Raw genomic sequence first — 13,070 nt, forward strand, 5'->3', positions numbered from 1 at the left:
CATAATTAGAAATAAATATTTTATGACTTCTACTAAACAACAAAACTATGAACTAAAATCATACTTATACGCCTTGGCTTACAAATACCGGCTGTACCTAGCTAGCCTTACGCTTATGTCCATTGGTGCTTCACTGTTTAATATGTTCGTTAACTATCAAATTAAAGAAATTATTGATACTATTGCCAAAGATCCAAAAATAGATGTTACCCTACTTCTTTGGTTATTTGTATTATATAAAATGATGAATCATGGTACGTTTTTTATCGTTAGGCTTTTTGATATTAAATACAAGCCAGCGATGCTTGCAGAAATCATCGAAAGCACTTATGGCAAAACTATCAGACACTCTTTACATTGGTTTGATTCTCATTTATCAGGAGAAATTGCCAGTAAAATCACTGATTTTCAAGATGGTATTATAACCATAATTACTGTTCTCAATCGTTCTTTGGTACAGCTTGTAACTATTGTAAGTGGCATAATATTTTTGTTCATGATGAATTATAAAATAGCAGGGGTTGTAATTGCTTTTCTTATTGTGTATGTACCAATAATGTCAGTTTTATTAAAAAAACAAGGACAACTGCAAGAAGAATATGTTAAGGCACGACAAGAAGCGGTTGGCATTATCAATGATTCTATTGCCAATATTTTTGGTATTAAGATTATTGGTAATAGTTGGACGGAGCTGAAATTAAAACTCCTTCCTGCCATTGATAAATGGAAAGGCTGGGATAGAAAAACTAGGCAGTATGATGCTTATTATGTAGATTTGATCGATTCCATATTACTTACTATACTAGCAGCAGCCCAAATATGGGTACTGGCATATTTATACCAAACTGAACAAATCACAGCTGGTGAATTTGCAGTTACTATAGCGATTACTTTTAACATTGAGTGGGCGATTGATCAGTTATTAGACAGTATAATATTTTCTATAAATCCTAAGATTGCTGCCATTAAATCTTCATTTAACTTTATTCATACTATCTCAGATGTTACTGATACAGAAAATGCTAAGTTGCTTCCTCGTGTCAAAGGTGATATTAAATATCAAGACGTAACCTTCCGTTATAGTAGTGGAAGTACTATATTTGACAATCTTACATTACACATCAAACCTGGAGAAAGGATCGGTATAGTTGGCACATCAGGTGCTGGAAAAACTACTTTAATTAAATGCTTGCTTAGATATTTCAATTTACAAAGCGGATATATTTTTGTAGATGGATATGATATTTCACAAGTAACGGAGGAGTCGCTAAGAAGCAATATCTCAGTAATCCCTCAAGATATTACGATGTTTCATCGTTCTATTCTAGAGAATCTACAGCTAGCTAAATATGATGCTACTTTACAAGAGATTGAAGAAGCTTGTAAAAAAGCTAAAATACATGATGATATTGAGAGAATGCCTAATGGTTACCATTCAATAGTTGGTGAACGAGGTGTAAAAGTAAGTGGCGGACAACGGCAACGTATTGCAATCGCTAGGGCTATTTTAAAAAATGCACCCATCCTTATTTTAGATGAAGCAACATCGGCACTTGACTCACCAACTGAAGCTCTAATTCAAAAATCTATTAATGAAGTTTTGGAAACTACTAATGCTACAACTATTGTCATTGCTCACCGTTTATCAACACTTCTGCATATGGATCGTATTTTAGTATTCGAGCGTGGCAAAATTGTAGAAGACGACACTCATACTATGTTAATTACTAAAGGAGGAATCTATAAAACTCTGTGGGATGCACAAATTGGAGGATTTCTGCCAGATGATAAAAATAAGGAAAGATGATATGGATTGCACATTAACACCAAATTTGTGGTCTTTTATATGGCATTTTTTGCGAGGCTACAAACGTTTTGTGATTATTTTTGTTTGTCTTGCTATGATCACTGGACTTTGGGGTCCTTGTAATAGCTTGCTTATTAAATATATGATTGATTCTTTAGGTACATCACAGCTAAACAATACGCTATCTATTATATTTTGGCTTGCTGTATTTTTTGTGTTGAATTTTGAGATACATAATCTTTGTTGGCGTGGTATGGGATATATAAACTATAAGTTCCAGCCAATGATAAAAAATCAAATTATTAGTGAAACTTTTGGATATGTACTACAACATACGCAACAATTTTTTCAAGATAATTTAGCAGGGGCTATTGCCACTCAAATTAATACACTTGCTGATAACATAGAACGTATTGTGCATGACATCACAAGGCATCTTATTCGAGTGGTTGTACTGCTAATGGTGTCCTTGGTGAATATGTATTATGTGCATCCGAAGTTTTTTTATGCCTTGTTCATATGGCTCCTTGTATTTGCTTCCTTTAGTCTACGCATGTCCAAAAAGCTTGTTAATTTATCAAAATCTCATGCTGCTGCTGAATCAATTGTTTCAGGGCAAATAGTCGATAGTATTACCAATACCAGTAATGTACAAATTTTTGCTAGACGTATTTATGAAATATCTTATCTTAAAAAAACTTTGCTTATAACAAAAAAAACCTTTCAAGCAAAAGAAATATTTGCAATAACATTGCGTTTTATGCAGGGCATTTCTCTTTCTATTATGCTTGGATTCATGCTTTATTTTTTAATTCAGTTACGGATGAAGCAAATGGTAAGTAGTGGTGATTTTGCACTTATTTTAGGTTTGAGTCTTGAAGTAGGATATATGACTTGGTGGGCTATGGAGCAAGTAGATGAGTTAAATAAAGCTGTTGGCAAATGTAGGCAGAGTATTGCCAAACTTCTTGTACCGCTAGAGATCAAAGATAAAGACAATGCCTCAAATTTGCTAATTACCAATGGTCAAATCACTTTTTCATCAGTTAAATTTCATTACAAAGGCATTGAACCGTTATTTCAGAATAAATCAGTAACTATTGAAGCTGGGCAAAAGGTTGGTTTAGTTGGATATTCCGGTAGCGGTAAATCAACTTTTGTAAATTTAATTTTGCGTCTTTATGATGTAACAGATGGCCAAATTCTTATAGATGGTCAAGATATTCAAGAAGTCAGGCAGGATTCCTTGCGAGAAGCTATTGCCATGATTCCACAAGATCCTTCACTGTTCCACCGATCACTTATGGAAAACATTCGTTATGGGCGTATTGATGCAAGTGATGAAGAAGTGATAGAGGCGGCGAAGCGTGCCAATGCCCATGCCTTTATAACCAAACTTTCCCAAATGTATGAATCTTTGGTAGGAGAACGAGGAGTTAAATTATCAGGTGGACAGCGTCAGCGGATTGCCATAGCTCGGGCTATTCTCAAAAATGCCCCAATTTTGATTTTGGATGAGGCAACCTCTCAGCTAGACTCTCTTACTGAAAGTACTATCCAAGAAAGCTTATGGGAACTAATGCAAGGTAAAACCACCATTGTGATTGCCCATCGTTTATCTACTTTGATGCATATGGATCGTATCCTAGTGTTTGATCAAGGTAAAATTATTGAAGATAACACCCATACTAAACTATTTGAGAAAGGTGGTTTTTATAGAACATTGTGGGATGCACAAGTTGGAGGATTTTTGCCAAATAATAAAAATAAGGAAGCATGAAAATATAGAGTAAAAATACCTAACGGCATTGAAGCCTAAAGTTGTACCTAATAGCTTACATAGGTTAGCGGATCAACAGCTATCTTCCCCTCGCGAATAGCAAAATGTAGCTGAGGATATTTAGCATCTCCAGTACTCCCTACATGTCCTATTATCTTTCCTTGTGAAATTGTTGCTCCTTTTTGAACAAGTAGGTCTTGCAAATGAGCATAAGCAACATACAGGTCGCTATTATCTAACTTTATTATTAATAAATTACCAAACTTTGTATCATTACCTGCAAACACTACTTGACCTGTTGCAATAGATTCTACAGCAGTTCCTTCGTCTGCGGCAATATTAATTCCTTTGCTTTTTCCTTTAGATGTTTGCTCACCAAATTTGATAATAATTTTACCTTCAATTGGTTTGATAAATTTTGCTGTATTAGTTTGAACAGTATTTTTCGTTTTTTTTACAAGACTTTCTTGATTTTTTTTATTTAATAACTCAGTACTAATTTGTATTGTGATAATTTGGGATTCATTAAGATGATATGGTGCAGATATGTTATTTAGCTCAGCTAATTCTTCAACCTTCTGACCATAATCATTTGCTATTGATACTAATGTTTCTCCTTGTTGTACCTCATGGTAGATTAGCTTACTATCATTTGGTTTCACTTTTGGAACTATTATTACGTCGTCTCGATTTTCAGTTTCTATGGCATTACGATCTTTTAAGAAACCAGTTGGAGCGTCAAAATCTTTTTCCTTCTCATCAATTTCTCTACTTATTATTTCACCTTCATCGCTTTCTAATAGTTTCTTATTTTCGGAGTATGCTGTAGTTGGTGAATTGATGGTTGTAGACTTTTTGGTAAAATCCTTTCCATGATTATACTCAATAGGGGCTGGAGATTGAGCACTACATCCAGAAATCAAAAATACTATAAAATAGACAAAAACTATATTACTCTTCATAACTTACCAAAAAATTTGCAATTTTATTATGCAATAAACTAACTTTAATATAGAATCAAGTCTAGTATTTTTTATCAAAATTAAGTAATTATGAAAACTTACGATCTTATAATAGCCAGTGATCACTCCGGATTTCTACTCAAGAGCAAAATTATCAGTTATTTACACGATAAAAATATATCTATTCTTGATTGTGGTACTTACAATCAAGAAATAGTGGATTATCCAGATTATTCTAAAAAAGTTGTTGATGGGATTTTAGAAAATGTAGCTCCTTTAGGAATTTTAATTTGTGGAACTGGCATAGGTATGTCAATTGCCGCAAATCGTACGTCTGAAATAAGAGCAGCTTTATGTTTTGACTTATTTATGGCAGAAAGATCAAGGGCGCATAATGATGCTAATATAATAGTGTTAGGAGCTAAAATACCTAATGAGGAACTAGCTTGTAAAATGATCGATAAATTTTTAACGACTAAATTTGAAGGTGGAAGACATAGTGCTAGATTAGCAAAAATAAACTAATTTGCTGTTGCTTTCATTATCAAACAGCCCACATTATTATTTTGTTCATCAGAGATGTCCAATGCCGTTCTACAATGATAATTAGTAGCCTTAATGTTTATACCACGCATAATTAACAATTTTGCTATATAGTAATTATTAGTTTCTGCAGCTTCATGTAAAAGAGTATAATTATCATTCCCCCTTCTTTGGATGATTGGATAATTATCCAAAAGAACCCTAAGAACAAATAAATTATTTTTTCTAACTGCCTCAAATGCTCTATCCGTTGCATCACTTACTATAGTAGTATGGAAATCACTATCATAATTATCAATAAAATTATCTATCATCTTTCTTTGCTGCTTTCTATTGTCACTATCATAAATTTTCTTAAACATTTGAATAAATGAATACATATCCATTTGCTCTAATCTTGCCTCTTCTGTAAGCTCTCCCAATACTACATCATCATTTGGTAAAAGTAACATTTGTGCTTCATCTTGTACAAATTCAGTTATTTTAGGCGATGTTTCTTTGATGGTGCTAGCTTTATCTTTTGTAATTGCAGATTGATGAGGTTGATACTTATTTACTTCTTGCACTTCTTTGATTACATTCCTATCTCTCTCTATGGTATCTTTCTCTAGGGCAGTTTTACTAGAGTCATCTAGTTGCTTATCCTTTTTTACAAATACTGGGATAAGAGTTTGAGGCTTAGTCACTTTAGATTCAGTATTTTCCTTAGGTAATACTATTGGTACGATAGGAGCAGTTACTTGCGGTGAAGCAGGCTTTTTTTCTTGCGAAGAAGGCAATATATCTAGATTAGGAGCAACCACTTCTTTATTATCTGCATTACTTGACTGCTGCAATATTACTGGATATTTCTCTTTATCAGGTATAGTTACAGAAGGTACAGTAGCTTGTGGCTCAGACTTATTACTACTCGGAATATCTATTTGAGGTTTAGACTGGGCAGATGAATCAAGTGGCTTAATAGGTACAGCATCTTTAACCTCAGTTGCTGGAAGAGTAGGAGAATCTTTGTTGGTATTACTGTCATTCTTACTAGGCTTGTCTAGATCAATTTTTTGGTACAGATGTTTATCTAATTGATCCAATTCTTTTGTATTTTCTAAGGTTGGTAATTTATTATTCCCTAAATCAATGAAGGAATCTGTTTCACCTTCTTCATTATTAGTATCTTGTGGTGTGGATGATGGTTTGCTTGATCCTGATACTTCATTATCAATTTTCTTAGAATGCATAAATTGTTGTATTTTTTCCAGCAAAGAACCTGCCTCTTCTTTCTGTTGATTCATTTTATCACTTTCTAATTGTGGCAATGCTGGGGGAAGAGGTGGTGGAGCAGCATCAGCCTTATCCATAAACAAAAAGATAGTTATTAGGACTATAAAAAATTTGTTACCTAAGATAATCTCCTTACTCTCCATGTTAAAGTACATTTATAATTATTCTCACGTTAAATTTATTATACTAGGTTCTTATATCTTTAAATCATGATATAAGAACCTAAGTAATCAAAAACGATAAATAGCCTAAGTAACATCCCCACAACTGTTGAAAGTTAAAAGATCGTCATTGCGAGGAGACCGTAGGTCGACGAAGCAATCTATATGACAAGCTTTATGGATTGCCACGCTCACGTACGTTCGCTCGCAATGACGATCTTTTAACTTTCAACAGTTATGTTGGCAATGCCTACGCGGGAATGACACCGAAGGTGTATTAAGAACTCTATCCCCTATTTATCAAAGCTTATAGCCAAACTTTTAAATTACCCTGTTAAAATAAGACTAACACAAATGATACCCTCCACTAAGTCATTTTTTATCATTTGGTATTAATTTTTGAATTTCTTTTTCTACCAATTGTTTTACTAATAAAGGTAAGTTTTTATTTAACCATTGACTCAATTGTGGTCGTAACATTTCAATAATTATATCCTCTAATGTTTTGACCGTAGGGTTCGAAGCATTTGTACTAATCTCCTGAGCTGTTTTAGAGAAATGCTGGAAAATCTTAGTAGTTTCTGCTGCAGATTTATCGGATACCAAGGATGTCTGCAATAGTTCCTCTTCTAGTTCACTATGCCTATTATTTTCTAACTTATTTGCCTCATCCCCTACTATATTTGTCAATTCTAGTATTTCATCATCGTTAGATTGATTACTATAGTCAATTGAGGAGAAGTCGGTAGCGTCGTCTTCGATCGCTCGCCTATTGCATATAGGCGTCGCTCCATCTCTCTTGCTACCCAATCCTGCTGAATTGACTATACCACGACTATCAATCATTCCTTTAATTGATTTCAATATCTCTTCAACTGACATATCTTGGTTTTTTTTATGATCTTTACTCATTAAAAACCTATAATAAGTTTCTTCTTGAGTCCTTTAAACTCATCTTCAGGAATAAAATATTTAACTTTCAATTTTAAGCTTTTTGCTGTCAATTCCCCAATTAAAGATTTCATTTGGTAAGCTGCTAAAATAGAGTCTCTGTGTGCATCAACTTTTGACACCCTAGCACTATGTAATTTTTCTTCAGCAGTTAAAACGTCTAAGATTGTTTTAGAACCAACAATTTCTTCTTGTATTGTCCCATCGTAAGCTATTTGAGCAGCTTCTACACCTTGTGATGTGGCAATAATTTTAGACTTTGCTGCTTCAAATCCTTCCCAACTAGCAATAGCACTTGCCCGAATTTGTTTTATTGTATCATCAAGTTGAATAGCTGCACTCCTAGTACTATTTTTAGCTTTCCTAATTCTTGAATATTCGCTACCCCCGTGAGAATAAATAGGTATATTAACTGATAATGTAGATGTAGTACTTCTATTATTGGTATTAGATAGGCTTTCTGGAGTGTAATGGGTTTTACCAGATTGAACTTTAAAGCTTACCTTGGGTAAAAGTTCAGCTTTTGCTGCCAGTTCACTAGCTTTATGACTTTTAACACTATGTCTTGTACTATCTATGTTAGGATTAACATTTATCGCTCTTTGCATTAAATCCTCTAATGAAGTAGGTAAGTTATCAGGTATAGGAGGCATATCAATATCACTTGCTTCTATACCGAACATTCGAATAAAGCTTGCTTTTGTTGCTTGATAATTAGCATATGCTGTTAACTTCTCAGTTTCAGCTTTTGCAAGACCAGCTTTGGCACTAGCTAAATCTATTGATGTTGCCTCACCTAATTTTAGTTTTTCTTCAATGGTTTCTAATTGCTGTTTGTTAGCTTTTACACTAATTTCAGAAATCTCATATTTTTCTTTTGTTTCATAACAATCGAGATAAGTTTTTATTAGGTTAAGAAGAATTTTTTGTTCTTCTGCATAATATTTAGCACGTGATGCCCTAAAAGCTGATTGGGCGGCTTTCAAAGTTGCAACACTACTCCCACCACTAAATATAGGCTGCTCTATTACTAAAGCTCCCTGTTGTGATTTCAGCTCTTTTTTAGTAGAAGTAGCATATTGACTATTCGGTTTATTCGTATTAATAGCAGAATCAATATTATAAGACGCACTGGGCATAAAACCTGAAAAAGCTGCAGAGAACTGTTCAATTTCATTTAAAAAAGTCTGCCTATTGATTTGTAACTCACCATTATTATTATACGCACTAGTTAGAGCATCAGATAAGTTAACAGCATAAACTGAATAGTTTAGTAAAATGATAACGGCGAAGTATAGGAATTTATGCATAATTGGTTTTCTAAAAATATGTTTATGTTAAAAAATTTTGCTAGCTTATGCAAGAAGTTAAAGGTATTCTTGATCTAAAACTTGATTTGTTGTGATAAAGCTAGCACGTATAGCTAAAAAATATTTAATCAGATCAAGTAGCTATAACATATCAAAAACTAACTGTCAGAGCAATATAACAGTTTTAAAGTGTAGTTTTTATTTGTATTATTTTGAGTAATAATTTAAAAATTTTAATATAATTCAATTATCTATTATGCCTAACATATACTCTTTCCTTTCAAAAGTCGCTTTACCCACTATCTTATCAAATGCTTCTATTGCTAGTGCTATAGAACAGTTAAAGTTTGATTCTATGAAAACACTCAAAACGTTTCCTAGGAACTTAAGAGCTATTAAAAAAAGAGTTGACTGTATATATAACATATTTCTAGATTCAGAAGATCAACAAAGGGAGCGAGAAATAGCTGAATCATTCAGAGAAACAGTAGGTAATTCTTTAGATGAATTAGAAAAGTACATTGATGAACAGCAACAGGTAAAGGAAGAGATATTATTCTTTGAAGATGCTTTCATTGAGCTAATAATAAAAGTTCTTGAAAGTATTTTGGAGTTTCAAAATAAACTAGATAACTTGTATCCTGGAGCGTCAAAAGATATAGTTGATTATTTAGGTAATTTATTAGTTGGTATAATAGCTGTACAAATGCCTGTAGTTGGTTTAATACTCAAGGGAAGTGGCTTATTAGACTCAGTAAAATCTTTTCTCAGTACTGAAAATCTAACGAAGACAGTAGAGAATTGGCAAGAAAAACTAGAAATAGTTAGAGAAAAACGAACCGAAATAGAAAAAAGTACAAACCTTAAAGAAAAATATTCCAAAGCTACGCAGATTGTTGAAATCACAGAAATAGCAGGGGTGTCACCTGTAGCTGTAGCAGAATTAGGGCTAGATATTGACTCTTTGAAGAAAATTAATAAATTGGTTGTACAAGATCCAAAAGAAAAAAAATCTTTTAAAAAACTTATTGACTTATCTGAAGAAATCCCTCATACTAAGGATGATATAATGGGAGGTGTTGACCTTCTACGTAAAGGTATGACTAAAATCCTTGGAAATATACCTAATCAAGGAAAAGATCTAAAAAAATCAATTGAAACCGAATTATCTCACATAAAAGAAAACCTCATTGCTGCATTAGATCCCAATAAAAGCATTCTTGAGAAGTTAGGATATTGCCAAAAAGCAGCCAAAAATATATTGATTATTGAGTCAAAAATACAAGAAACAGTCAAATTAATACCTGACAGGGAAAAAATCACCACATCTTTTGCGAATTTAGTTAAGGATAAGACAAAAAATATTCTACCAGCATATTTTTTGAAAAACCTTACATCGTTAAGAACCCCGCTAGAATCGTTACCTGAACTGCTACAAGTAGGAAATGCTATGAAAGTAGTCCTTGAAAATAGTAGTAGTAAAAACCAAGGTGTAGTACGAAAAAGGTAACATTTTTAACAAACTACACGCGAATTAGGGATAAGAATTAACTAATTCTTATCCCTAATTGGGGTAAACTACTTGAAAACTATACACTTGCTGTAATTTTGGTGTATAGTTATTCTTTATCTTTCATTTTATGTATACTCGGTGAACTTCAAGAATTGGCGGCGTCGTGTCTAAAGATCGAAGCTGCTCACGTACTAATGTACGCCTAGCAGCTCGACTTTGACACTCCTAGCTCTTCTTGAAGTTGACCTTCGTCTACCCAACTCTTCATTTACGAGCAGTTATAATATGTCAACTAATCAACAACAATCAATAGCAGAATTAGAATATGGAGCTGACTCCATCAAAGTTTTAAAAGGTCTTGAGGCAGTAAAAAAAAGACCCGGTATGTATATTGGTGATACTGACGATGGTTCAGGATTACATCATATGATTTATGAGGTTGTTGATAACGCAATCGATGAAGCTTTAGCTGGTTATTGTAACTTAATTGAAATAATACTAAATGCAAACGGATCTGTAACAGTGCGTGATAATGGACGTGGGATACCTGTTGATATTCATGAAGAAGGTATATCAGCAGCCGAGGTTATTATGACTCAACTGCATGCTGGAGGCAAGTTTGATCAGAATTCTTATAAAATATCTGGTGGATTACATGGTGTTGGTGTATCTGTGGTAAATGCTCTGTCAGAATGGTTAGAACTTAAAATTTGGCGGGCTAATAAGGAGTATTTTATAAAATTCAGAGATGGTGCTACTGAAGTACCATTGTTACTGAAAGGAGATTCATCAGAGAAGAATGGTACTGAAATTACTTTTCTTCCATCTGTTACAACTTTTAGTACGATTGAATTTAATTTTGCTACTGTAGAGCATAGGCTTAGAGAACTAGCCTTTTTAAATTCCGGTGTAAGGATATTATTAAAGGATCATCGTTTTTCTGAACAACAGGAAGTAGAATTCTGCTTCACTGGTGGTGTAGAAGCTTATGTCAAGTATGTTGATAGAGCCAAAACCTCATTACATAAATGTATAGCACTCAATACCAATAACCAAGCAACAGGGATTACTTTCGAACTAGCTATGAATTGGAATGATTCATATCATGAAAATATTTTATGTTTTACCAATAATATAAGGCAGCGTGATGGTGGTACGCACCTTATTGCCTTTAAAGCCGCTCTTACTAGAGTTGTCACAACTTATATTGAGAATACTCAGCTTAACAAAAAAAATAAAGTAAATTTCACTGGTGATGATACGAGAGAAGGTCTCTCATGTATTTTATCAGTAAAAGTACCAGACCCTAAGTTTTCTTCACAAACTAAAGATAAATTAGTTAGTTCTGAAGTTCGACCTATCGTAGAAAGTGCCGTATATACTAAGATTTTGGAATGGTTTGAAGAACATCCTAGTGACGCAAAAATAATTATTAATAAAATTATTGAAGCTGCAACTGCTAGAGAAGCAGCAAAAAGAGCAAGGGAATTAACTCGTCGGAAATCGGCTCTCGAAATTTCTAACTTACCTGGAAAACTTGCTGATTGTCAAGAGAAAGACCCTGCTCTTTCAGAGTTATTTATTGTGGAAGGAGATTCTGCCGGTGGTACAGCAAAGCAGGGTAGAGATAGAAAATTTCAAGCAATTTTACCACTGCGAGGTAAAATCTTAAACGTTGAAAGAGCTAGATTTGATAAAATGTTAAACTCTGAGCAAGTAGGGACTCTAATAACAGCTCTTGGCACTGCTATTGGTAATGAAGACTTTTCTTTGGAGAAGTTAAGATATCATAAAATAATTATTATGACTGATGCTGATGTTGATGGTTCGCACATCAGAACCTTATTACTTACTTTCTTTTACCGGCATATGCGTCAATTAATTGATAAAGGATATCTATATATAGCTCAGCCGCCTTTATATAAAGTAAAAAAAGGTAATAACGAACTTTATTTAAAAAATGAACAAGCTCTGCAAGATTATTTAGTCAAATCTACTATTAGTGATGCAACAATTATGTTGTATAATGGAGCAGAGATCATTGGTAATGATCTTGAGGGGGTAATAAAGGCGGTTATCAGGTTCACTACGTTACTTGACCAAGTAAGCAAAAAATTTAATCGGCAAATTGCAGAATGTCTAGCTATAAAAGGTTTATTAGGTAATCAAATATTTGATGAAAATAAAACGAATGAAATAAATCAGGCTTTAAATATTTTAAATCTTGGTGATATCACACCTGATAAGACAGACTGGCAGTTTATAGTTAACGCAAATAATATAGAATTTTTTCGTTTTGTTCGGGGGGTAAAAGAAAGTAAAATTTTATCAAAAGAACAGCTTGAGTCTTTTGAATTTATTCAGCTAGCTAAAGCATTTACCCCACTTGTAAATTTATTTATTGGACAAGCAAAGTTGTTGATCAAAAATCAGGAATTTATGATTACGTTACCTAGTATCTTGCTGAATTATATATTAGAACATGGTAAAAAAGGTATATCTATTCAACGTTTTAAAGGTCTTGGAGAGATGAATTCTGATCAGTTAGGAGAGACAACATTAGATCCACAAAAAAGAACTTTACTGCAAGTTAAAGTACATGAACAAGATAGTGCCGAGGTGATTTTTTCAACATTAATGGGAGATATTGTTGAACCTAGAAGACAATTCATTCAAGCAAATGCTTTGAATGTAGTTAATTTAGATGTTTAAAACTCATAGGCACTCCCTTAAAGGTTAACTAAGTTTTTATAGCAAGAAGTAGAAGT

The 13,070-nt window shown here is 33.4% G+C and carries 9 protein-coding genes; 5 read left to right on the top strand and 4 right to left on the bottom strand.

Going from position 1 to position 13,070, the window contains the following annotated elements:
• The first annotated feature begins 22 nt into the window (after positions 1-22).
• Complete coding sequence (locus AAGD45_RS08515; RefSeq protein WP_341761446.1) at positions 23-1,807, top strand: ABC transporter ATP-binding protein; 1,785 nt, start codon at positions 23-25, stop codon at positions 1,805-1,807.
• Positions 1,785-3,587 (top strand): ABC transporter ATP-binding protein, encoded by a 1,803-nt coding sequence (locus AAGD45_RS08520; protein WP_341761447.1) that lies wholly within the window; start codon positions 1,785-1,787, stop codon positions 3,585-3,587. Before AAGD45_RS08515 ends, AAGD45_RS08520 begins: the two co-directional genes overlap by 23 nt.
• 47 nt (positions 3,588-3,634) lie before the next feature.
• Here AAGD45_RS08520 and AAGD45_RS08525 read toward each other — a convergent pair whose 3' ends face one another.
• Positions 3,635-4,549 carry a LysM peptidoglycan-binding domain-containing M23 family metallopeptidase gene (locus AAGD45_RS08525; protein WP_341761448.1) on the bottom strand — a complete coding sequence of 305 codons (915 nt, stop codon included), beginning with the start codon at positions 4,547-4,549 and terminating at the stop codon, positions 3,635-3,637.
• 90 nt (positions 4,550-4,639) lie between these two features.
• Between AAGD45_RS08525 and rpiB the strand changes: the two genes are divergently transcribed.
• On the top strand, positions 4,640-5,074 hold the full coding sequence (gene rpiB, locus AAGD45_RS08530; RefSeq protein WP_341747329.1) for a ribose 5-phosphate isomerase B: 435 nt from the start codon (positions 4,640-4,642) through the stop codon (positions 5,072-5,074).
• Here the strand turns inward: rpiB and AAGD45_RS08535 are convergent.
• From AAGD45_RS08535 to AAGD45_RS08545, 3 genes are all read right to left on the bottom strand, one after another.
• On the bottom strand, positions 5,071-6,522 hold the full coding sequence (locus AAGD45_RS08535; RefSeq protein WP_341761449.1) for an ankyrin repeat domain-containing protein: 1,452 nt from the start codon (positions 6,520-6,522) through the stop codon (positions 5,071-5,073). The genes rpiB and AAGD45_RS08535 overlap by 4 nt on opposite strands.
• 378 nt (positions 6,523-6,900) lie before the next feature.
• Positions 6,901-7,440: a DUF2497 domain-containing protein gene (locus AAGD45_RS08540; RefSeq protein WP_341761450.1), complete on the bottom strand. Its 540-nt coding sequence runs from the start codon at positions 7,438-7,440 to the stop codon at positions 6,901-6,903.
• Positions 7,440-8,789, bottom strand: coding sequence for a TolC family protein (locus tag AAGD45_RS08545; RefSeq protein ID WP_341761451.1), 1,350 nt, complete (start codon positions 8,787-8,789; stop codon positions 7,440-7,442). The genes AAGD45_RS08540 and AAGD45_RS08545 overlap by 1 nt, the downstream gene beginning before the upstream one ends.
• Before the next feature lie 256 nt (positions 8,790-9,045).
• On the opposite strand from AAGD45_RS08545, the gene AAGD45_RS08550 reads away from it, so the two are divergent.
• Together AAGD45_RS08550 and gyrB are read left to right on the top strand one after the other, a co-directional pair.
• Positions 9,046-10,299 (top strand): hypothetical protein, encoded by a 1,254-nt coding sequence (locus tag AAGD45_RS08550; RefSeq protein WP_341761452.1) that lies wholly within the window; start codon positions 9,046-9,048, stop codon positions 10,297-10,299.
• 288 nt (positions 10,300-10,587) lie between these two features.
• Positions 10,588-13,014, top strand: a complete 2,427-nt coding sequence (gene gyrB, locus AAGD45_RS08555; protein WP_341761453.1) for a DNA topoisomerase (ATP-hydrolyzing) subunit B — start codon at positions 10,588-10,590, stop codon at positions 13,012-13,014.
• The last annotated feature ends 56 nt before the right edge of the window (positions 13,015-13,070 follow it).

Origin of the sequence: Candidatus Tisiphia endosymbiont of Thecophora atra (assembly GCF_964026395.1) — a bacterium.
Classification (GTDB): domain Bacteria; phylum Pseudomonadota; class Alphaproteobacteria; order Rickettsiales; family Rickettsiaceae; genus Tisiphia.

Excerpts from the sequence above, each read along its gene's own strand:
- AAGD45_RS08515 (WP_341761446.1), top strand. The coding sequence starts at position 23 with ATGACTTCTACTAAACAACAAAACTATGAACTAAAATCATACTTATAC.
- AAGD45_RS08520 (WP_341761447.1), top strand. The coding sequence starts at position 1,785 with ATGATAAAAATAAGGAAAGATGATATGGATTGCACATTAACACCAAAT.
- AAGD45_RS08525 (WP_341761448.1), bottom strand. The coding sequence starts at position 4,549 with ATGAAGAGTAATATAGTTTTTGTCTATTTTATAGTATTTTTGATTTCT.
- rpiB (WP_341747329.1), top strand. The coding sequence starts at position 4,640 with ATGAAAACTTACGATCTTATAATAGCCAGTGATCACTCCGGATTTCTA.
- AAGD45_RS08535 (WP_341761449.1), bottom strand. The coding sequence starts at position 6,522 with ATGTACTTTAACATGGAGAGTAAGGAGATTATCTTAGGTAACAAATTT.
- AAGD45_RS08540 (WP_341761450.1), bottom strand. The coding sequence starts at position 7,440 with ATGAGTAAAGATCATAAAAAAAACCAAGATATGTCAGTTGAAGAGATA.
- AAGD45_RS08545 (WP_341761451.1), bottom strand. The coding sequence starts at position 8,789 with ATGCATAAATTCCTATACTTCGCCGTTATCATTTTACTAAACTATTCA.
- AAGD45_RS08550 (WP_341761452.1), top strand. The coding sequence starts at position 9,046 with ATGCCTAACATATACTCTTTCCTTTCAAAAGTCGCTTTACCCACTATC.
- gyrB (WP_341761453.1), top strand. The coding sequence starts at position 10,588 with ATGTCAACTAATCAACAACAATCAATAGCAGAATTAGAATATGGAGCT.